Raw genomic sequence first — 21268 nt, 5'->3', positions numbered from 1 at the left:
GCCCCAGCAATAGTCGTCGGATCCGCGCTGGCTGCGCGTCGCCGTCGGACGTTTTCTACACCGTCCGCCACCATTTCTGGTTGGCGGACCCGGCGCAATCCCATAACTGCAGGCGTGAACCATTCGACCACGACCAGTCGGCTACGTCCACGCATTTGTTCGCCTGGGGGTTCACCAGATCTCCGGCAGAGTTCAGCACGAACTGCTGCGCGGCGTTTCCGTTGCACGTGGCCAGCTGGACGCGGGCGCCGTTACTGGTGGAACCCCAGGCCACGTCCATGCATTTGCCCAACGACTGCACCGTGCCGTTGGAAGCGAAGGTCCATTGTTCGGAGGCAGCCGCCTCACAGTCCCACAGTTGCAGCTGGGCACCGTCGGTGGCCTGGCGTCCGGCAACATCGATGCATTTGCCCGCGTAGCCCTGGATCCTGGCACTGGCGGGAGCCGCTGACGGAGCCGCAGCGAGCTCGTACACACGGACGTAGTCGACCAGGAGCGACTGCGGAAAAGTGGTGCCTGAATCCGGCGCTCCGGGCCAATAACCACCCACGGCCAGGTTCAGCAGCAGGAAAAAGTTGTGGTCGAATACCCATGGCCCGGGTGTGTTGGCCTTGGTCTTGTGTGAGTACGGGACCCCGTCGATGTACCAAGTGATTGAATCCGCCGCCCAATCCACGGTGAACGTGTGGAAAGCGTCCCCCAACGCGGCACCGTGCGGCAAGGTGTAGCTGGCGTTGGCGGCGTTTGCACCTGAATACCCGGGACCGTGGATGCTTCCCCACGTTGTCCCGGGTTCCTTGCCGACGTTTTCCATGACGTCGAGCTCGCCGCTGTTGGGCCAGCCATCAGTGAAAACGTTGTCGCCCAACATCCAGAACGCGGGCCACATTCCTTGTCCTTTGGGCAGTTTGAGCCGGGCTTCGAACCGGCCCTGGGTGCGGCTGAACTTCCCCGCCGTCAAGAGGCGCGCGGAGGTGTACTGACATGCCCCGTAATGGCATTGATATCCGGCCGGGTTTTCCCGCCGCGCGGTGATGGCAAGGTTGCCCTGCCCGTCGGCGGCGGCGTTCCGCGTGCTGGCGGTGTAGTACTGAAGTTCGCCGTTACCCCACCCCGATCCTCCGGTGTCGTGGACCCATTTGGCGGAGTCCGGAGCTGTTCCGGCGGGTCCGTTGAATTCATCGCTCCACACCAACGCCCCGGGAGCCGGCATGCCGGCCGCTGCCAGCGCCGGCGGTTCAGGAGCGATGAGTGTCGCTGAGACGGCCAGTCCGACGATGACCACCACCAAAGGCATGAGTCTTCGCTTCATGGTTGCCACTCTGACCGTCTTTTCGCCACGCACGCAAGGCTTTTTGTAGCGACACGCAAAACGTCACTGCGAGGAAATATTGCGCGCGAAATTACTTATCAAGTCCGTAACGGCGACGAAATGTGAGCGGGCGAAAGTGGGATAAGGACAGGTAAATTCCGTTCGCAACGTATTTCCTTCCTCTGAGCATCGACGATGCATGCTCCAGGCGCGTCAGCCGTGTCTTCCCAACTTTCGCCTAGCGGCGTCCGGACAGACTGACGTGCCTTTGCCTTTTCCCCAGCAGTTACCCGGAGGCTAAAAATGGGCATTCGTAAGCAGATTTTGGTAAGGATCCTTGCCGTCCTGGTGGTTTCCTTTGGATTGATCTACATCAGTTGGCGCTGGTCGGGCACCGTTGCGTGGGACGCATGGTGGATTTCCCTGCCCCTCGTTGCGGCGGAAACGTACAGTCTGGGCGAATCGGCGTTGTACGCGGCCACCATGTGGAATGCACGACGGCGCCCGCCTCCCCCTCCTGCCCTGCCGGGCAGGACCGTGGACGTTTTCATCGCCACCTATAACGAGCCGCTCGACCTCGTCCTCAGGACGGCCATCGCGGCCAGAGACATGGAATATCCGCACGAAACGTGGATCCTGGACGATGGCGACCGCAGCGACTTCGCCACGGCAGCCCGGCAGATCGGCGTCGGATACATCAGGCGGGGCCCCGAATGGGATGGCCGGCAGCGGTTCGCCAAGGCAGGCAACGTCAATAATGCCCTCTCCATGACCACCGGTGAATTCGTGGCCATTCTGGACGCGGACCAAGTCCCGGAACCCCGGTTCCTGGACCGTGTCCTTGGCTACTTTGATGCCGGAGAGGTGGCGTTCGTCCAGACGCCGCAGCACTTTTGGAATGTTCCGGACCGTGATCCCCTGGGCAGCCAGGCGGAGCTGTTCTACGGACCTATCCAGCAAGGCAAGGACGGGTGGGATGCGGCGTTCTTCTGCGGTTCCAATGCTGTCCTGCGCAGGGAAGCCCTCATGGCCCTGGGCCTGACGCGTTACACCCGGACCGCCACCGAACATACGTGGAGCGCCCTGCGCAGGGGTCGCACCCGGTTGCAGGATCTCCTTGGCGAGCTGGGCAGGCGGCATCCGGCGGCCATGCCGGTGGTTGAGCAGGCGCTGGAGGCGATCACCCGCGCGGAACATCAGGTCCGCAGGGGCGATGTCCTGGCGGAAATCACCTTCGAACTCCGCGTCTCCTTCCATGCTGCGGCGTTGGGGAACCCCGATGCCATGGACGATGTGGTGCCTGAACTTGATGCGGTGCTGGAATCGGTGGATGTGGCGCACACGGACCAGGCACTTGCCATCCACCCGATGGACACCACCACCATCACCGAAGACATGGCAACCGCCATGCACCTTCACGCCATGGGATGGGGAAGCGTCTACCACCATGAAGTGCTGGTGCACGGGCTGGCCCCGGAGGACGTGTCCACCATGTTGTCGCAGCGCCATCGCTGGGCAGCCGGCACCATGCAGGTGTTCTTCAAGGACAATCCGCTGTTCCTTCGCGGCCTGACGTTGGCACAGCGCCTCATGTACCTGGGCACCATGACCAGTTACCTCAACGGCTTCGCCGCCTTGAGCTACATTGCGGCGCCGGTGGTTTTCCTGGTCGCGGGAACCTACCCCCTCACGGCTAGCCCCGTGGTCTTCTTCTGTTTGTTCCTGCCGTTCTTCATTTCCTGCCAGCTGCTCTTCCAGGTGGCGGGCAACGGAGCCAAGGGTCTCTGGCGCGGCCAGCAGTGGTCCTTTGCTCTTTTCCCCACGTGGATCGCGGCGACGTGTTCCGGCGCGGCAGCCGTCTTTCTGGGCAAACACCTGGCGTTCTCGGTCACTGCCAAAAGCAAACAGGCCACTGGGCGCGGTTTCCAGCACGTCCGGCTCCAGATCGGGGCCATGACCGTCTTGGTTTTGTGTTCGGGCATAGGGATAGCCAGGGCAGCGACCGGCGAAGCTCCCCTGTACCCCACCCTCATCACCCTTGCCTGGGTGGCCTTGGACCTGGCCCTTTTGAGTGTGGTGATCGGCGCCGCAAGGTACCGGGGTCCCGGAGATGACCTGAAGGATCCCATGCCCGTCCCCAGGGAACTCGTTGAGGTCCTCGGGCCGGATTCCGCTGGAGCCCCGCACAGCGCAGGGCCACACACCTGAGCACCGCACATCACAACGCCGCACAGTGAGAGCTGACCGGCTACCTTTCCCCACGACCGCCGTTCCAACCCCCAGCCAGGAGCGACCACCATGTCCACACTTTCCCGTGTCCACAACATCATCCCCACATCACTGGCGCACGTCGACCTGACCCTCACCGGTGCTTTGAACGCGGCAACCGTTCAGGCCATCCGGCAGGACTCAGCCAAGGCAGCAACCGACGGGCCCGTGCTGGTCCTGCTCGACGTGACCGCAGTGACCACCATCGGCGCGTCCGGCGTCGTCGGTCTTCTGGAGGTGCTGCACTTCCTGCGCGCCCGCGGAGGGGATCTTCGCCTTTTCGGTAACTCCCCGGCGCTCGAAACCACCCGCCTCCAGGCCCATCTGGGGCAAGTCGCCCGTGTCTACGAGAACCGCGAGGAAGCCGTAGACGGTGGTCGGACACTCGTGCGTGCACGCCGCCTGACGTCCAGGTTCGCCTGGCTCAACGTGTTCACCCGACGTCCACGCACTCTTGGTTGGGGCTGACATGGCCCGGACATTAGTGTCTCCGCCACGGCCGCCGCGCCAGAAGCCGGCTCCGCCTTCCTTCACTGGCCATCCTGACCGCAAACGGAGGCGTGCAAGCCTTCTTGTTCCCGTCGTGGTGACAGCACTGGCCGCCACCGGTTTGGGGTTCGCTTCCAGGGAAGTGGTCCCCATCGTCCAGGCGTTGTCCTTGTGCAAGGCCGCGGATGCGGCATCCATCATTCCCAAAGATGGCGTGCTTCTGGGGGTCAACCTGGATTGGGATTCAGAGACCTTGGCCGAACACCGCGCAAACCTCGGCCATGATCCCGCGGTGGTGGTCCAGTTCTCGGACATCCCCTACGACGACGAGACGTGGTCCCACACCACGAACGCCGTCACCCAGGTCCGGGCAACGGGCGGTGCGCTGCTCCTGACCCTTGAGCCGCACGGCGGCCTGGCGACCATGAGCGATGAGGTGATCGCGAAATTGGCCACAGACTTGCGGGCCATCAACGATCAGGGGACGCCCGTCGTCGTGCGTTTTGCGCATGAGATGAACGGCTCCTGGTACTCGTGGGGCCAGCAGCCGATCCACTACGTGGAGGTGTTCCGGAAGGTGGCGGCAGCCATTCATTCCCAAGCCCCCGGCACCTCCATGATGTGGGCGCCCAACTACGGCGGAGGCTATCCGTTCACGGGTGGCCAGTTCGCGGCCCGTCCGGGCACCCCGGACTTTGCCGCGCTGGACACCGACCACGATGGCACGCTCACGATGTCCGATGACACCTACGCTCCCTACTATCCGGGGGATGACGCCGTGGATTGGGTGGGCGTCTCGCTGTATCACTGGGGCAACCAGCGGCCTTGGGGCAACAACGACATTGCCGAACCGGGCAAGTTCCTGGCCATGCTCACGGGCACGTACAGCGGCACAGCAGGTAACGACAGTGCCGTGCCGGATTTCTACCAGGTATACGGTGTGGACCATAACCGCCCCGTGGCCATCCCGGAGACCGCAGCGATCTTCACTCCTGCCCGCAGCGGGGCCTCCGAGCTGGACGTCAAGCAGGCATGGTGGCGCCAGGTCTTCTCCGCCGAAACCCACCAAAAGTATCCGCAGTTGAAAATGATCAACTGGTTCGAGTGGAAGAAGTACGAGATCGAGATTAACGACGACGTCGACTGGAGGAGCGCAGGATCGCCCACCATCCGTGAGGCGCTGGCCCGGGACCTGCCGGACTGGTTGCGCTACGGCGAGGACTTGGGGGCGTGCCGCTAAGCGGGAGGTCTGCCCTCATACGCCTGGGGTTGGCCAGCCATCCCCGTCCGCAAAACCCGTGGACTCCCGTTCGACGATTCTGAATCCGGATTTCACGGTTTTAGGCGCCGCCTTAGTGTCTTTTTCCTGGATCCGGTTGACGAGCAGGGCAACGGAGGTATCGGCGATCTCGTCCCTGCCGGGATCAACGCTGGTCAGGGACGGGAGCGAAAAACGGCCTTCATCGAGGTTGTCGAACCCAATGACGGCAACGTCGTCGGGAACCCGCAAGCCGTCCTGGGCAAGGGCGCGCAGCACACCCAGTGCGAGGGTGTCGTTGAGGGCAAACACGGCGTCGAAATCCACATTGCCTTCGCGGAGCCGCCGAATGGCGGCCACACCTGTTTCCCGAAGCCAGGTACCGCCCCGGACCACAAGCCGGGGATCCACACCGATACCGGCGTGCTCCAGCGCCTGACGGTAGCCACGCTCGCGCAGGTTCGCCGAGCTCGCTTCATCGGCCGGCTGTTCAGGCGCCCCGACAAGCGCAATCCGGGTCCTGCCAATACCGAGCAGATGCTCGACGGCTGCCCTTGCTGAGGAGGTGTTGTGCATTGTCACGTGATCGGTGGGACCCCCGAAGATCCGTTCACCAAGGAGAACCAAGGGGTCATTCGTAGCGAGAACATCAACGTCCTGCTGACCGATTGCAGCGGGACTGAAAAGCAACCCGTCGATGAACCGCATCTGGCCGCCTGAGAGCGTTGCGATTTCCAGGTCACGGTTTCCGTTGGTTTGCTCAATGACTACACGCAGGCCGCGTTTGGCAGCGGCGCGGATTACCGAATCAGCCAGTTCCGCAAAGTACGTCTCGCGAAGGGAAGGAACCGCGAGACCGATGACACCCGTCTTACCGGAACGGAGTCCGCGGGCCGACAGGTTGGGCCGGTATCCCATCTCGTCGACAAGTCGTCTGACCCGGAGCCGGGTTTCGGGGCCGACCTTCGGGTTGTCGTTGAGGACGTTGGAGACCGTCTTGATGGAGACTCCTGCCGCGCGCGCAACGTCATGAATCGTCGGATTCACATTCATCCGCGTCCTTCCCACCCCGCAGGATCTCCGACTGGGGCACTGCCTAGATCATAGCTCTGAAGCACTTTCCGGCTTTTCCTTGACGGTCCATCACGGACGGCCCTAGCATGAGGTTCAACGTTGTACCCACCCAGTGATCTCCCTGCGAAATCAGACGTGCTGCCCGGAAGCAGCCAGAGGTGGCGGAAAACTGCCCACAAGTCGCCCGCCCTGCCTCCTTTTGCACTCCAGGTACAACGTTGTACATGGGCGACCATGACTGCGCTGGCGATTCCTGGTCGCAGAACATCGATACGAAGGAGTATGCAATGCCGAAGAAACGTCTTAGGGCTGCGGCAGCGATCGCTGCATCAGTCGTGGCCCTTGCCGGCTGCTCAAACGGAGGAGGAAGTGCTTCGACCAACACCGAGGTTCCCACTGACAAGCCGATCACGCTCACGGTGTGGAGCTGGGATGGAACGGTCAAGGAAGCTGTCGCAGGATTCGAAAAGCTCCACCCGAACATCACGGTCAATGTAGTGAACGCAGGCTCGTCGACCGATGAGTACACCGCCCTGGACAATGCCATCCAGGCAGGATCCGGGGTACCGGACATCGCAATGTTCGAATACTTCTCCCTCCCGCTGTTCGCGATTCCGGGAAAACTCACTGACCTGTCGGAGTTTGGGGCCAAGGACCTTGCCTCTGATTACGTTGAGGCAGCCTGGGGCAACGTCACGATCGATGGCAAGCCGTACGGCTTGCCATCCGACTATGGTCCCGCAGCGATGTTCTACAACCAGTCGGTGCTTGCCCAGGCCGGAGTCACCGCGCCTCCGGCAACGTGGGACGAGTTCTATCAGGCAGCCAAGAAGGTGCGCGCACTGGGCGGTGACCACTACATCACCAATGATTCTGCAGACATCTTCGTACTTATGTCGCTGATGTGGGAGGGCGGCGGCCGACCGTTCAAGGTTGACGGAACGAACGTCACGATTGATTTCAAAGACCCTGGCAGCAGCCGTGCCGTAGCTTTCTGGCAGAAACTCCTGGACGAAGACCTCGTCAACACGAAGATCACCAACTGGTCCGACGATTGGAACCGCGGACTGAACGAGGGAACCCTGGCCACGCAGCTCATCGGTGGCTGGTTCACATCAACTCTTCCCGAACGGGCACCGAATGCGGCCGGTAACTTCCGAGTGGCACCGCTTCCCCAGTGGGAGGCCGGGCAAACGTCCGGTGCCGAAAATGGCGGCAGCGCCATGGCTATCCCGGCGGCCGCCCAAAACAAGGCAGCTGCGTACGCCTTCCTCAAGTACTTCACGCATGGTGACGGCCTCCAGTCCCGAATTGATGCAGGCGCCTTTGTCCCGAATCTCTCGAACCTCAACAACGAGAAGTTCCTGAGCACCACCAACCCGTTCTTCGGCGACCAGAAGTACAACCAGGTCCTTGCTGATGCGTCCAAGAACGTGGCCACTGGCTGGCAGTACCCACCATTCTTCGGCTGGGCACGCACCAGCTACGAGGACGTATCCGCTCCCCTCTATGACAGCAGGCAAGGAACTCTGGCAGAAGTCCTGGAGACCTGGAAGCAACGCAGCATCGCCTACGGCAACGAACAAGGATTCTCGGTCCGTTAGTGGTCTCCGGCGCCGCGGGGGCATGCATGCTCCCGCGGCACCGGACCTATCCCGTTACACCAGATGAAACATGAAAGCAGGGCCTCCATGAGCCGACAGCTGCTCACCCAAGACACATCGGTTTCAGACGTGGTAGCCGATCACCAAACTCTCCGAAAACCAAAACGCAGGAACATTGGACTGGCATTCATTGCGCCTTTCAGCGTGTTGTTCCTCTTCGTCTTCATTGTCCCCATTGGCTACTCGGCCTACATCAGCCTTTTCCAGAACAAGCTGATCGGTGGGAAGGTCTTTATTTGGTTCGACAACTACATCAAGCTCTTCCAGGACAGCCAGTTCTACGACGGCGTGATCCGGGTGGTGCTCTTCACCGCAATCCAAGTCCCCATCATGCTGTTCAGCGCCATTGCCCTGGCACTGGCGATCGATTCCCTGCGGCTTCACGGTTCAAGGTTCTTCCGCATCATTGTGTTCCTTCCCTACGCCATTCCCGCGATCGTTTCCACCCTGATGTGGGGATTCATGCTTGGCATCCGGTACGGACTCATTGGAAGCCTCAACAAGGCAGCAGGCACCGATTTCAATCCATTCGCACCTGAGACGACCATGGTTTCCATCGGCGTCATGGTCACCTGGGGCTTTACGGGTTACAACATGCTGATCTTCTATGCGGCCCTCCGGGCCGTGCCCCGTGAGCTCTACGAAGCCGCAGCAATCGACGGAGCCTCGGAGTTCCAGATAGTCAGGCACATCAAGCTACCTGCATTGCGGAGCTCTCTCATCGTCACGATCATCTTCTCGATTATCGGTACCTTCCAGCTGTTCAATGAACCCAACATTCTCACCACTTTGGTTTCCAACAGCGGCATCACGTCCTACTACACACCGAACATGTACGCCTACAGCCTTGCTTTCACTGGTGCCCAGCAGGGATACGCGGCGGCACTTGCCCTGGTCATGGCCGTCTTCACCATCGCCATCGCCTACGCAGTTCAAATCAAGGGAATGAAGAATGCCTTCAACAAGTAGCCCCGCCACATCCGCAAGAGCCACCACCATGCCGTCCCCAAGGCCATCCCTGCAACGCCCGCGCAGGCTGTACACGTTGGCGAACCCGAGAAAGAGCCTCACGCTGACCCTCGTGACCGGGCTGTTCGCGTTGTACTGCATTGTGCCCATGGCCTGGTTGGTCATCAACGCCACCAAGTCGCAACAGGACTTCGTGTCCTCTTTCGGGCTTGGCTTCGGTGGCCGCTTCGCGTTGTGGGACAACGTAGTCCAGGTTTTCACGTTCCAGGACGGAATCTTCTCGCGCTGGCTCCTCAACACCGTCCTGTACGTGGTGGTTGGTGCCGTGGTGTCCACATTCCTGGCAGCGTTGGGCGGCTATGCGCTCGCTAAACACGATTTCATTGGCAGGCGTGTCTTTTTGCTCGTCGTACTGGGGTCGATTTCGGTTCCCGGCATCGCCCTGGCCATCCCCCAGTTCCTGCTCTTCGCCCAGCTTGGGATCACGAATACACCGTGGGCCATCCTCATTCCGTCCTTCATCAACCCGTTTGGTCTTTACCTGATGTGGGTGTTTTCGGACCAGGCAGTGCCCACCGGGTTGATCGAGGCCGCCCGTATTGATGGTGCCGGAGAATTTCGCATCTTCCTGCGGATCGCCTTCCCCCTGCTGGCCCCCGCCACAGTTACGGTGCTGCTGTTTTCCTTCGTGTCCATCTGGAACAACTACTTCCTACCGCTGATCATGCTGAAGGACCCGGCGTGGTATCCGCTCACGATCGGAATCAACCAGTGGAACAAGCTCGGCTCCACCGCTGGAAACGGCGAGTTGATCCAGAATCTGGTGATTACCGGCTCGCTGCTCATGATCATTCCGCTGATCGTCGCGTTCCTCAGCCTTCAGCGCTACTGGCAGTCCGGCCTCTCGATGGGTGCCATCAAGGACTAGGCTCACGCAGCGGCTGCGGCCTCCACGGCTTCCGTGGGGGCCGTTGCCTTTGGCCGCTCCGGGAACATGAACTTCGGCAGCAGGACCTGCACGATCGGACCGATGGCCAGGGCGTAGACCACGGTGCCCGCTCCCACGGAGCCGCCCAGCAGGAACCCCACAGCCAGGACCACTACTTCGATGCCGGTGCGGACCAGTCGCACGGACCACCCGGTGCGCCGGACAAGGCCGGTCATGAGCCCGTCACGCGCGCCGGGACCCAAGCGGGCTCCGATGTAGCAGGCGGAGGCGATGCCGTTGAGGATCACGGCGCCGGCCAGCATGGCGATCTGCCCGCCGAGGTGCGAGAACGACGGGATAAGCCAGAGTCCAAGGTCTGCGAAGAGGCCCACCAGGACCGCGTTGGCGATGGTACCGATGCCGGGCATCTGCCGGAGCGGGATCCAGAGCAGGAGAACCAGGAAGCTGACCGCGATGACCACTACTCCGATGCTGAGGCCGGTCTTCTGGGACAGGCCTTGGTGGAACACATCCCAAGGGTCCAGCCCAAGGCCGGCCCGGATGAACATGGCCAGGGAAATGCCGTACATTGCCAGGCCGATCAGGAGTTGAGTGATTCTGCGGGTCATCATGTTCTCCATCCTCCAAGAAAACTGGCCTTGTATTCCATAGCCAGTTTGGAATACTGGTCTTATGGCTCCCTCACTGAATCCCACCGCCCTCCTCCGCCTCCTGGGGCAGTGGAACGCCGGCGTCCTGCCCGCCTACCGCGAGCTCGCCGACGTCGTGCGTTTACTCGTGATGGACGGTCGCATCCCGCTGGACGTCGCGCTGCCCAGCGAGCGGGCACTGGCCCAGTCGCTGGGCGTCAGCCGCACCACCGTGACGGCCGCGTACGCGAGCCTCCGGGAACAAGGATTCCTCACGGCCGGGCAGGGCAGCCGCGGGCGGACCTGCATCCCCTTCCGCTCGACACCGGCGAGCATGCCTGGCCTGGCCGCACCGGAGGGTATCCTCGACTTGGCCTACGCCTCCTTGCCCGCGGCGGGTGAAGCAGTGCACCGGTCCTTCGCGGAAGCACTCACCGAGCTGCCGGCGCTCCTGCCGGGCTTCGGTTACGACGCCGTGGGCGTAGCGGCCCTTCGCGAGGCGATCGCGGACAAATACTCGGCAGAAGGCGTGCCCACCACCCCTGACCAGATCCTTGTCACTTCCGGGGCGCAGCATGCGCTGAACATCGTCCTGCGCACCCTGGCGGGCAAGCAGGACCGGGTCATGGTGGAACACCCCAGCTACCCCAACGCACTGGATGCCATCCGTGCCGCAGGATGCCGGATCCTCCCGGTCGCCTTGCCTGCGGGAACCTCTCCGGCGTGGGACATCGACGCCATGGTGGCCATGATGAACCACCAGCGGCCCGCGATGGCCTACCTCGTTCCGGACTTCCACAACCCGACCGGGCGCATCATGTCCGATCTGCAGCGCCGGCGACTGGCCCGCGCGGCCGCGTCCGCGGGGACGGTGCTGGTTGTTGATGAGACGCTGCGCGGGTTGAACCTCGACGGCGTCCGCACAGCTCCGATGTCCGCCTTCAGTCCCGCCGTGGTTTCCATCGGCTCGCTCAGCAAGTCGCATTGGGCGGGCCTGCGGACCGGGTGGATCCGGGCGGACGAGGACCTCGTCGCCCGATTCATAGCGACCCGCACCGTCATGGATCTGGGTGGCCCCGTGGTTGAGCAACTGGCGGCGGCGCGCCTGATCAGGTCGTTCTCCGATCCCCTGGACGCACGCCTCGAGGAGCTGCGCCATAACCGGGAATCACTGTTGCGACTCCTGGGGCAGCAATTGCCCGAGTGGGAGGTGGAAACACCCAAGGGTGGATTGACTGTTTGGTGCCGGCTGCCGAGTCCATGCAGCACCGCCCTGACGGTATTGGCACCTGACTTCGGCGTGCGCCTGGCCGCCGGTCCGCGCTTCGGCGTGGGAGGCGCGTTCGAGCACTACCTGCGCGTGCCCTACACCTTGCCCCCGGCTCAGTTGGAGATTGCCGTCGGTGCCCTGCGCGCCGCCCAGGACAAGCTCGACGCAACACCCCAGCTCCGCCGCACGCTCAAGACCGGGCCGGCCACCGCCGTCGCGGTCGCCTAGTGGGCCGCGCGGGTTGCTGAACCCATCCGCTGCTTGGCCGTGTTCGTGCCGGGGCCGATGGGAACCTGCGTTGTCGCCTTGGCCAGGCCGAACAGCGGCATGCCGTTGTACACCACTTCGATGCCGGACGCGGGAACCTGGTACGTCTCGTGCCAAACGCCAACGTCGCCGCTGCCCGCGATCTCCTTCATGAACTTCCGCCAGGGCCCAAGGTGGGGCGAGTCCCGGTCCGCCGCGAACCGCCGCAGGTGTTCCGGGCTTTCCCAGTAGCTCAGGATGATGGTGGTGCGCCCAAACCACTGTTCGCTCCCGAGCAGGCCGGCGTCGGGGTTGGTGGCGAGGTGTTGCATCATGGCGGGCATGGCCGAGGCAACCTTGGCTACCTGGCCCATCTTCCACCACTTGTTGGCCCGCATGCCGATGAGGAAGACCGTGACGTCGCTGCGGCCGATGTCCGCGGTGAAGCGGCCGGGAAAGACTTTTTGTGCCATGACATTCCTTCGCTTTGTGGACTCTCAGATCCGGTTTCGTAACAACGTTATGAAACGATGTTATGAAACAATGGAAGGCATGGCAAGACCCATCGTTCATGACCATCTGGTCCAGCAAAGACTCCTGGCCGTCACGGCCGAACTCGTCGACCGCGAGGGCCCCGCCCGCGTCACCCTGCGCGACGTCGCCACGGCAGCGGAAACGTCAACATCGGCCATCTACTCGCTTTTCGGCGGCAAGGCCCAGCTGCTGCAGGCAGCCATCGACGACGGCTTCCGCTCCTTTGGCGGATCCCAGCGCCAGGCGGCTCCGGGCGGCCTGCTGGACCTTGGCCGGGCTTACCGGACCTGGGCCCTGGACCACCCGGCGCTGTATCGGCTGATGTTCGGCGGCGCGCTGGCGGCGTACGTTGAATGCACTCCGACGCCGGAAGTCGCCTCCGACTCGATGCTTCCCCTGGTGGAGGCGGTCACCTCCGCGCAGGAAGCGGGAAGGCTCCGGGCCGGAGACCCTACGGTGGTGGCGATGGCTATCTGGGGCCAGGTCCACGGCCTGGTGGGCCTGGAACTGGCCCGGATGAATGCGCCGGAAACCAACTGGGCCGGCATTTACGAAGCCGCCCTGGAATCGGTGGCCCGCGCCTGGGCCCCGTAATCCCCGGACAGGGGAACCCAGGCACCCAGGCAGGGGAACCCTACGCGTACACCTTCTCCAGGAAGGCGCCCCAGGTTTTCGCGGTCAGCTCCGCATCTCCGGAACCACTGAAATCGTGCACGGTCATCCCCACCGGGGCCCCGAAAACGTTGCGGCCGAAGAACCGGTACATGGCATCCGCCGTCCGCAGGCCGAGGAAGTTCTCATCAGAGAAGTCCACCTCGCCGCTCAGCCGCCCAACGCCGTCGAGCTCCAGGTCAACAGCAGTCCCGGCAGCGGTGCCGTCGACTCCCAGGGCCTTCTTCAACTGCACGAAACCATCCGGCACCTGCGACGCCGCCGGCGCCTGGATGTCCGTGAACGTCACCGGCTTGCCGTCGAAGTACTGCAGGTACTGGCCCAGGGTGTGCAGGTAGAAGCGGGTGTGCTTGCTGGCGCCGTCGTACTGCTCATCCCAGTTGTCGGCGAAAATCCCGCTGTGGACGTAGTGCAGCTTGGCGCGGCCACCTTCCAACGGCTCCAGGACGTGTTCCAACTGGTTGAACCAGCCGTCGGGGCCCTCCATCCGCGACACCAAATGAGTGGGGTACTCCTCCACCGTTTTCTCCGCGGGCCACTGGTCCGTGGGGAACATCCAGGCCGCTGTGTCGGCAGTGACGGCGTTCCAGACGCGTTCGGGCGTGCCGGGCAGCTCGGTGTCCGCCACGATTTCGAATTTACGGTTGTCAGTCATTGCATTGGTCCTTATCTGCCGGTTTTTCCGTTTGCGAGGGGGTCTTCAGTGCGGGGTGGAGGACGACGACGAGCCGGTGCTTGCGCCCGCCGCCCGCCACTGCGGCAGCACCGCCGTCGTGGTACTTGTCCACGAGGCGCGTCACCGCCACCCCAAGTTCTTCCGCGAACGCCGCGCGTTCAGCGGCGGAGCGGAAAGTGATTTCGCCGTCGATGGCGAAGCTGGCCAGCTTCTTCCTTGCCAGGGCCGCACCGGAGATGAGCTTGCCCATCTCCTGGACGGTGCGGGAGGCGAGCGCCAACAGCCAGAACGCCGAGAAGCGGTCGGAGAACCGCCGCGGGTCCGGTGCGACGGAAGCCAGGGCAACGGGCGAGATCAGGTAGGAGGCCGCCGTTGCGCGCAGGACCCGTTCCGTGACGTTGCCTTTGCGCCGCTCCTCCACCAGCTCCACCAAGCCGTGGCGTTCCAGGGCTTTGAGGTGGTAGTTCACCTTCTGGCGGGGCAGCCCGACTTTGGCAGCCAGTTGCGTGGCCGACGCCGGCTCGACGAGTTCCCGGAGGATCCGCGTCCGGATGGGGTCCAGCGAAGCTTCCGCCGCCGCCGGGTCCTCAATCACTTCGATGTCCAACATGCTTACAGTATGACCACCGACAACTTTTATTGTCAAGAACTTTTTTATGTTCGGAAGCTGCATCTGTTGTGGGGCCTCCTCTGCGCGCTTTCAGCCACGAATTGGACGCAAAGCAGGCCTCACAACGCAGGCAAAGTAGAATTGCCCGGTGATGCAATCCCCCCTCCCCGTGCGCGACGGCGTGAACGCGACCCGCCTCCGCCTCCCGGACGAAGGGCCCTGGGTCACCGCGATGGACTACATGATGCACCGCTGGGGACACATCGACCCCCAGGGCATCGAGGACCGGTTCGATGCCGGCGAAATCGTGGGCGAAGGCGGCGTACCGCTGACCCGCAGCACCAAGCTGGAGGACCACACCTTCATCTGGTACTACCGCACCCTGCCCCCGGAAACCCGGCTGCCCGTGGAGATCAGCATCCTCCACCAGGACGAGCACATCCTCGTGGTGGACAAACCGCACTTCCTCCCCACCACCCCCGGCGGAACCTACATCCAGGAATCCGCCCTGGTCCGGCTGCGGAACCTGCTGGATCTCCCGGACCTCATCCCCATGCACCGGCTGGATCGCATGACTGCCGGCCTGCTCCTGCTCTCCACCAACCCGGAGACGCGCGGCAAGTACCAGGTCCTCTTCGAGAAGCGCCAGGTCCAGAAGGGATACGAGTGCGTGTCCGCCGCGACACCTACCGCAGGTTTTCCCGCCGTCGAATTTCCCGCAACCGTCCGCAACCGGATGACCAAGTCCCGCAGCTACCTGCTGGCCGAAGTCATCGACGGCGAACCGAACGCGGAAACGCGCATAGAGCAGGTAAGGACGTTCGACGCCGGCCCCCGGCAGCACGCGCTGTACCGGCTGGAGCCGCACACCGGCAAGACACACCAACTGCGGGTACACATGGCTTCGCTCGGACTGGGCATCGTCAATGACGCCTTCTATCCGGACCTGCTGGACAAAGCCCCGGACGACTACAGCAAGCCGCTCCAACTCCTGGCACGCGGCATCACCTTCGTGGACCCCATCACCAAGCAGCCCGTGGAATACCGGAGCCAGCTGGAACTCAGCGAAGCCCACCCCTCTTAAAGCAACCCGGGGCAGCCGGCGTCAGGCGTCGAACACGGACCGGAAGACCGCCGTCGTGTCCTCGGAGAACAACACGAACTCCACCAACTCCAGCGGACCAGCGGCCGTATCGCGTTCCGCTGACGACGCAAACGACCCGACGGCGTCGAACGCCACCTCGGCAACCTGGCGGGCGTCCCATCCATAGATTCCGGCGCTGATCGCAGGGAAGGCGACGGACCGGGCACCAAGTCCGACCGCCACCTTCAGGCTTTCGCGGAAGCAGGATCCAAGCAATGCCGGATCAGTTTCTCCGGCATGCCGGTTGGGGCCCACCGTGTGGATGACCCAACGTGCCGGAAGCCGGAAGCCAGGCGTCGCGACAGCCGCGCCAACCGGCAGCCCGCCGGGCAATTCCGCGTGCCTCAGCCCCCGGCACGCATCAAGCAGGTCCGGACCGGCGGCCCGGTGAATGGCCCCATCCACTCCCCCTCCACCGAGCAGCGACGAATTGGCTGCATTGACGATTGCGTCCACTGAACGCGTTGTGATGTCACCGTGCAGGATGTCGATGCGCATGCCCACAGTCTCGCGCCCGCGCGGCGGGGTCGGCAAGTGCGGTACCTTGTGCCCATGGACATCACTGCCCCGGAGACATGGGGATCCGCTATCTACCTGTGGATCGTCCCCATTGTGCTGGGCGATGCCATCTTCCCGCCCATCCCCTCCGAAATGGTGGTCATCACCGGTGGAGCGCTCGCAGCCGATGGACACGCCAACTTCTGGCTGATTCTTTTCCTGGCCGCTTTCGCCTCCTGGCTCGGGGACATGGCGGTCTTCCTGCTGTTCAAACGGCGGATCAGCCATGTCCTGGACCGCTGGTCATGGGGCCGCCGGGTCCACCGCGGAATCCACGAGGCCATCGCCAAAGCCGGCCGCTCCTCCACCTACGGCACCATTATCGGCGCGCGCTTCATCCCCGGCGGCCGGCTCGCGACGTCGGCCGCAGCAGGAATTGCCAACGTTTCGGTCCGCGGATTCGGATTGTGTGCAAGCCTGGGCGGAGTCCTGTGGGCTGTGTGGCAGGTGGGTCTGGGCTACTTCACCGGCTCCACCACCAAGCTGCCGTTTTGGGCCAGCTCGCTTATCGGCGTTGGTGTGGGCCTGGTGATCGGCGTGGTTGTTGGCCTGATCGTCACCCGGCGGCGCGGGACCCGCTCCCCCGTGGACGAACCGTTCGACGGCGACGCTCCCGGCGACGTAGCGCGGCCCGAAGAGGGCCTGCAGCCCTAGACAGGCGACCAGCGGCCCCGGTTCCGGCGCAGCACGTACAGGCTGCCGGTCACCGCAACACGTTCGACGGCGTCACGCATCATCGCAGCCGACGTCCGGGCCTCGTCGTTCTCACCCGAATAGTCCCGGGCATCCACCATGAAACGAAGGCTGATCTGCGGGACGCCGCCCACGATATCCAGCTGGTTCGCTTCAACGTGGTGGCGGGTTTCCAAGGCTTCGACCGCTGCGGCCATGACGGACTCAGGAGCGTTGCCCGGCTTGAGGCCAGTGATCTTCAACTTGGTCTGGAACGACGGCATCCCACCACCCTAACGCCCTCCCGTGGCCCGCTTAAGCAGGAATGCTCCCCCACCAGGAAGTGAGGGAGCATTCCGGTCCGGCGGCTGCCTAGCCGGTGTTGCGCAGGCCGGCTGCCACGCCATTGACCGTGATGAGCATGGCCCGCTGAAGCCGCTCGTCGATCTCGGCACCGGAGACCGACTCCTCGCGTACGCGGCGGAGAAGTTCCACCTGCAGGTAGCTGATCGGATCCAGGTACTGGTCGCGGATTTCCAGGGAACGCTTCAGCGTCGGCTGGGCGTCCAGCAACTCCATCTCACCGGTGAGCCGTTCAACCTCAGCCACGGTGAGTTCGTACTCGTCACGGATCATGTGGAACAAGCGGTGCAGTTCCTCAGGGACCAAGGAGGAAACGTAGTGCCCCGCAATCTCCATGTCCGTCTTGGCCAAAGTCATTTCCACGTTCGAAATAACTGAACGGAAGAAGTGCCAACGGTCCATCATTTCAACGAGTTGTCCGGTGTTCCCGGCCTCGCGCGCAGCCTTCAACCCTGAGCCCACACCGAACCAGCCCGGAACGATCTGCCGGGACTGCGTCCACCCGAAGACCCACGGAATGGCACGGAGCCCGCCAAGTCCTGCCCCGGAATCCGGACGCTTGGAAGGACGTGATCCGATGTTCAGGGACCCCAGCTGCTCCACCGGGGTGGAGGCGAGGAAGTAGGCAGGAAGGTCGGGATCGTCAATGAGCTTGCGGTACCGGGCAAACGCGGCGTCGGAGATGGTCTCCATGACGTTGGCGTAGCGCTCGCGCTCGTCTTCGGAGGTACGCGGAGTGCGGTGGAGCGCCGAACCCTGCATCACCGCCGCCAGGGACAGTTCAAGGTTCTCGCGGGCCAGTTCAGGAAGCGAGTACTTGTCCGAGATGACCTCGCCCTGCTCGGTGAACTTGATCTCTCCTTCGAGCACACCGTTCGGCTGGGCCATGATGGCGTCGTAGGTAGGTCCACCACCACGGCCAACCGAACCGCCGCGGCCGTGGAACAAGCGCACCCGCACGCCATGCTTCGCAGCAATGTCGCGCAGCTTGCGCTGGGTCTTGTGGATCTCCCACTGGCTGGTCATCACGCCGGATTCCTTATTGGAGTCCGAGTACCCGAGCATGACTTCCTGGATGTCGCCGCGGAGGCGGACAAGTTCGCGGTACGAAGGATCGGACAACAGCTGGTCCACGATCTCCGCCGAAGCACGCAGCTCTTCCACGGTTTCCAGCAGCGGAGCAAAACCGATCTTGGCGTGGGGCTTGGCTCCGAAGAGGTCGAACAAGCCGGCCTCGCGGGCCAGCACAGCTGCGGCCAGGACGTCGTCCGCGCCGCGGGTCATGGAGATGATGTAGGTTTCCACCACGTCCGGGCCATAGGTGTGCAGTGCTTGGCGGATGCTCCGGAAAACGTCGTACGTGCCATCTGCCGTGCCCTCGAGCTTGATCGGGTGGCCGGAGAGGGGCCGGCGTGACGCGAGCTCCGCACCGAGAAACGCAAACCGTTCCTCGCGGGTCAGCTCGCCGTACGGCTTTTCGGTACCGAGGCGGTCCACAAGCTGTCCGACGGCGTCATGGTGGTAGTCGGCGTGCTCACGGATGTCCAGGGTGGCCAGGTGGAGGCCGAAGGCGGCGATGGCCCGGCGAACGCGCGCAAGGGCACCATCGGCCACCAGTCCGGCCGAGTGGTTCCGCAGGGAATCCTCGAGCAAGCCGAACTCTGCCAGCAGCTCGGACGTGGTGGCGTAATCGCGGCCCGGTTGGTGGTGCGTGGAACCGGAAACCCGGCGGCCCGTGTTGATCAGCTTCGCTTTGATGCAGGTCAGCTTGAGCCGGTACGGCTCCTGCGCATTCAGTTCAAGGATGCGCTTATCCAGGCCCGGCAGGTTCTTCAGGTCCTCGGTGATGGAATCAAGCAGCGCTTGGTCGGCACCGAAAAGGGCCGTGGAGTTGGACAGGACCGAAATGAGCTCATCGATCAGGGCAATGCTGATCCGCACGGCATTCTGGTTCTGGAGCTGCAGGATCTCGCGGGTCACGGCAGCCGTCACATTCGGGTTGCCGTCGCGGTCTCCACCAATCCAGGAACCAAAACGAAGAGGGGCAGCCGCTGCGGGCAGCTTCACGCCGTGTTCCTCGAGGAGCTCGGACAGGTCAGTCAGCATCTCCGGCATCGCATCGGTGAGGATGCTGTTCAGGTAGTAGATGGCATTGCGCGCTTCATCCACCGGAGTGGGGCGCACTTGGCGGAGTTCATCCGTCTGCCACATCTGGTCGATGATTTCGGCAAGCTGGCGGTCCTGGCGGCGCCTCGCCGAGGTGCCTTCCTCCGTAGCTTCGGCCAGGACATCAGAGAGCTTGCGGACCTTGTCCAGCACAGAACGCCGCGAAGCCTCCGTGGGGTGCGCCGTGAAGATGGGACGCACATCGAGTTCATTGATGACGTCCTGGAGAACCTGCGGGCCTGCCTGCCCGGCGATCTCGGACACGGCCTTGGCCAGCCAGCCATCCTTTTCCTGACGGGTGCGGAGTCCCCGGACGCGGTGCACTTGCTCGGCCGCATTGCTGAGGTGGAAATAGAACGCAAAGGCGCGGACCAGATCCGTCGCCTGGTCCAGTGGCAGGGAGGCGAGCAACTCGCGGACCTGGGCTACGACGTCGTGCGCGCTCCATGGACCCGTCGCATCCGCGCCGCCCCGCGCGGCTTCCTTCGATTCCTTGGTCAGCAGACGCACCTGCTCCACGAGCTGGAGCAATTCCGGACCGTGCTGCCGAACCAGCGACTCCCCCAGAAGAGTCGAAACGCGACGCACGTCGGCCCGCAGTTCTGCAGCGAGGTCGGTGTCTTGATGGGCAGTGTGAACCATGGATACATACCTTCGGGGTCAGGTTTGGCCCGTACACTGCGCTGGATACTGTGAGCCGGATTACTGTTGTTTCCTACGGGATCTTACCCGGCCCCGACCCCAGCAAAGAATGCGTCTCAAAATTTGGCACGGGCTTCTACTCCCGTCCGTAACGCACTATGGCCGGGCTCCGCGACGACCACCGGGTCCCAACCCGGTTGGTTCGAGCTCGTTCCAGCCAGCCTGCCGGACTGCAATCAGTCACACGGCTCCCCGGAGCATCTGCCCGGCCGCGTACTGCCTCATGGCGTGCTCCAGGAGCTCGGGCGCGTAGGCACTGTTGGCACCAAAGCGGGCATTGACTTCCAAAACCACAGGGCGCCCGTCGGGCATTCGACGGATGTCGATGGCAGCGGCGCCCGTGAGCCCCAACGCCTCAGTCGCTGCCGCTGCCGTCCTGGCCACGTCGGGCGCCATCGACGCTTCCAGTCTCTTGAGCGGGACCACGTTGTCCGAACGTCCGCGGGTGAGCTTGGATTTCTCCAGGACCACCACAAGGGTGTCGTGGTCATGGCCTGCTCCATCTCGGTGAACCATTGACGCGTATCCGGTTCCGGAGGCACAGCGTTGAACAAGCCAGGAGTCATCCAGGGAACGCCAAAACCGTTCGGCGTTCCGGCCGCCGTCGCTGTGTCTTGTCAACACCCGCGCCTCCCGGCCACCACGCGAAACCCTTGGCTTCACCACCAGGCATCCGCCCATCCTGGCCATGGCCTCGTTAACGGAGCTGAAGTCCCCCGGCAACCCGAAATCGGGAACTCCCACCCCCGCGGTGGCAAGGCATCCCATCGTCAGGTATTTGTCGTGCGCGATGGACATCGGAGCCGGATCGGCGATCAGCACCTCCACCCCGGGTGCGAAGCCTTCCCGGGCAACCGAGGCGTTGAGCAGCTCCGCATTCACCGTAGGGATGACCAACTCGATCCCGTGGGCCGCCACGAGTCCGCGCAGCTCCCACAAATACGCCGGTGCGTCGACTGGCGAAACCACCGCCAAAGCATCTGCCGCCGAAGCGTGGATCCGCCGCATGTCAACGCCCAAAACCCAGTGTCCTTGGTCCCGCA

At 63.4% G+C, this 21268-nt stretch carries 20 protein-coding genes; 10 read left to right on the top strand and 10 right to left on the bottom strand.

The genetic code is table 11. The annotated features are described in order from the left end of the window. Positions 1–55 precede the first annotated feature (55 nt). Entirely contained in the window at positions 56–1312 is a 1257-nt protein-coding gene (locus HMI60_RS07665) for a glycoside hydrolase family 16 protein (RefSeq protein WP_193590878.1), read from the bottom strand. Between the two features lie 303 nt (positions 1313–1615). On the opposite strand from HMI60_RS07665, the gene HMI60_RS07660 reads away from it, so the two are divergent. From HMI60_RS07660 to HMI60_RS07650, 3 genes are all read left to right on the top strand, one after another. Then, on the top strand, positions 1616–3520 hold the full coding sequence (locus tag HMI60_RS07660) for a glycosyltransferase (RefSeq protein WP_018777989.1): 1905 nt from the start codon (positions 1616–1618) through the stop codon (positions 3518–3520). 90 nt (positions 3521–3610) lie between these two features. After that, positions 3611–4048: an STAS domain-containing protein gene (locus HMI60_RS07655; RefSeq protein WP_193590877.1), complete on the top strand. Its 438-nt coding sequence runs from the start codon at positions 3611–3613 to the stop codon at positions 4046–4048. Position 4049: 1 nt separating this feature from the next. Beyond that, a complete protein-coding gene (locus HMI60_RS07650; protein ID WP_193590876.1) occupies positions 4050–5309 on the top strand; it encodes a glycoside hydrolase family 26 protein in 1260 nt (419 codons plus the stop codon). Positions 5310–5324: 15 nt separating this feature from the next. Here HMI60_RS07650 and HMI60_RS07645 read toward each other — a convergent pair whose 3' ends face one another. Then, on the bottom strand, positions 5325–6380 hold the full coding sequence (locus tag HMI60_RS07645) for a LacI family DNA-binding transcriptional regulator (protein ID WP_193590875.1): 1056 nt from the start codon (positions 6378–6380) through the stop codon (positions 5325–5327). A gap of 308 nt (positions 6381–6688) precedes the next feature. Between HMI60_RS07645 and HMI60_RS07640 the strand changes: the two genes are divergently transcribed. The 3 genes from HMI60_RS07640 to HMI60_RS07630 all read left to right on the top strand — a co-directional run bounded on the left by HMI60_RS07640 (position 6689) and on the right by HMI60_RS07630 (position 9962). Continuing rightward, positions 6689–8005, top strand: a complete 1317-nt coding sequence (locus HMI60_RS07640) for an ABC transporter substrate-binding protein (RefSeq protein WP_193590874.1) — start codon at positions 6689–6691, stop codon at positions 8003–8005. Positions 8006–8092: 87 nt separating this feature from the next. Beyond that, positions 8093–9034 (top strand): carbohydrate ABC transporter permease, encoded by a 942-nt coding sequence (locus tag HMI60_RS07635; protein WP_144027627.1) that lies wholly within the window; start codon positions 8093–8095, stop codon positions 9032–9034. A gap of 28 nt (positions 9035–9062) precedes the next feature. Further along, positions 9063–9962, top strand: coding sequence for a carbohydrate ABC transporter permease (locus HMI60_RS07630; protein ID WP_196802764.1), 900 nt, complete (start codon positions 9063–9065; stop codon positions 9960–9962). A gap of 2 nt (positions 9963–9964) precedes the next feature. Here HMI60_RS07630 and HMI60_RS07625 read toward each other — a convergent pair whose 3' ends face one another. Then, positions 9965–10594, bottom strand: coding sequence for a YitT family protein (locus tag HMI60_RS07625; protein WP_193590873.1), 630 nt, complete (start codon positions 10592–10594; stop codon positions 9965–9967). 61 nt (positions 10595–10655) lie between these two features. Between HMI60_RS07625 and HMI60_RS07620 the strand changes: the two genes are divergently transcribed. Continuing rightward, the gene (locus HMI60_RS07620) at positions 10656–12110 is read left to right on the top strand and encodes a PLP-dependent aminotransferase family protein (RefSeq protein ID WP_079581566.1); all 1455 of its coding nucleotides are present in this window, start codon (positions 10656–10658) and stop codon (positions 12108–12110) included. Here HMI60_RS07620 and HMI60_RS07615 read toward each other — a convergent pair. Then, positions 12107–12601: a DUF4188 domain-containing protein gene (locus HMI60_RS07615; RefSeq protein WP_018777998.1), complete on the bottom strand. Its 495-nt coding sequence runs from the start codon at positions 12599–12601 to the stop codon at positions 12107–12109. The genes HMI60_RS07620 and HMI60_RS07615 overlap by 4 nt on opposite strands. A gap of 79 nt (positions 12602–12680) precedes the next feature. Here HMI60_RS07615 and HMI60_RS07610 point away from each other — a divergent pair, with 79 nt between their 5' ends. After that, positions 12681–13256, top strand: coding sequence for a TetR/AcrR family transcriptional regulator (locus tag HMI60_RS07610; protein ID WP_227453678.1), 576 nt, complete (start codon positions 12681–12683; stop codon positions 13254–13256). Between the two features lie 40 nt (positions 13257–13296). Here the strand turns inward: HMI60_RS07610 and HMI60_RS07605 are convergent, their stop codons facing one another. Beyond that, positions 13297–13989 carry an SRPBCC domain-containing protein gene (locus tag HMI60_RS07605; protein ID WP_055976859.1) on the bottom strand — a complete coding sequence of 231 codons (693 nt, stop codon included), beginning with the start codon at positions 13987–13989 and terminating at the stop codon, positions 13297–13299. After that, positions 13982–14620 carry a helix-turn-helix domain-containing protein gene (locus HMI60_RS07600; protein ID WP_193590871.1) on the bottom strand — a complete coding sequence of 213 codons (639 nt, stop codon included), beginning with the start codon at positions 14618–14620 and terminating at the stop codon, positions 13982–13984. Before HMI60_RS07600 ends, HMI60_RS07605 begins: the two co-directional genes overlap by 8 nt. A 151-nt stretch (positions 14621–14771) precedes the next feature. Between HMI60_RS07600 and HMI60_RS07595 the strand changes: the two genes are divergently transcribed. Beyond that, a complete protein-coding gene (locus HMI60_RS07595; RefSeq protein WP_193591150.1) occupies positions 14772–15704 on the top strand; it encodes an RluA family pseudouridine synthase in 933 nt (310 codons plus the stop codon). 21 nt (positions 15705–15725) lie between these two features. Here HMI60_RS07595 and HMI60_RS07590 read toward each other — a convergent pair whose 3' ends face one another. Beyond that, positions 15726–16262, bottom strand: a complete 537-nt coding sequence (locus HMI60_RS07590) for an O-acetyl-ADP-ribose deacetylase (RefSeq protein ID WP_193590870.1) — start codon at positions 16260–16262, stop codon at positions 15726–15728. 54 nt (positions 16263–16316) lie between these two features. Between HMI60_RS07590 and HMI60_RS07585 the strand changes: the two genes are divergently transcribed. Further along, entirely contained in the window at positions 16317–16976 is a 660-nt protein-coding gene (locus HMI60_RS07585) for a DedA family protein (protein WP_035733737.1), read from the top strand. On the opposite strand, the gene HMI60_RS07580 is transcribed toward HMI60_RS07585, so the two are convergent. The 3 genes from HMI60_RS07580 to HMI60_RS07570 all read right to left on the bottom strand — a co-directional run bounded on the left by HMI60_RS07580 (position 16973) and on the right by HMI60_RS07570 (position 21245). Further along, complete coding sequence (locus HMI60_RS07580; RefSeq protein ID WP_018778005.1) at positions 16973–17278, bottom strand: hypothetical protein; 306 nt, start codon at positions 17276–17278, stop codon at positions 16973–16975. The genes HMI60_RS07585 and HMI60_RS07580 overlap by 4 nt on opposite strands. A gap of 88 nt (positions 17279–17366) precedes the next feature. Then, on the bottom strand, positions 17367–20165 hold the full coding sequence (gene ppc / locus HMI60_RS07575; RefSeq protein WP_110504971.1) for a phosphoenolpyruvate carboxylase: 2799 nt from the start codon (positions 20163–20165) through the stop codon (positions 17367–17369). Positions 20166–20405: 240 nt separating this feature from the next. Then, the gene (locus tag HMI60_RS07570) at positions 20406–21245 is read right to left on the bottom strand and encodes an ATP-grasp domain-containing protein (RefSeq protein ID WP_227453677.1); all 840 of its coding nucleotides are present in this window, start codon (positions 21243–21245) and stop codon (positions 20406–20408) included. Between the last annotated feature and the right edge of the window lie 23 nt (positions 21246–21268).

It is taken from the genome of Paenarthrobacter sp. YJN-D, from assembly GCF_015040335.1.
Classification (GTDB): Bacteria; Actinomycetota; Actinomycetes; order Actinomycetales; family Micrococcaceae; genus Arthrobacter; species Arthrobacter nicotinovorans.
This window is presented reverse-complemented; position numbering and strand designations above follow the sequence as displayed.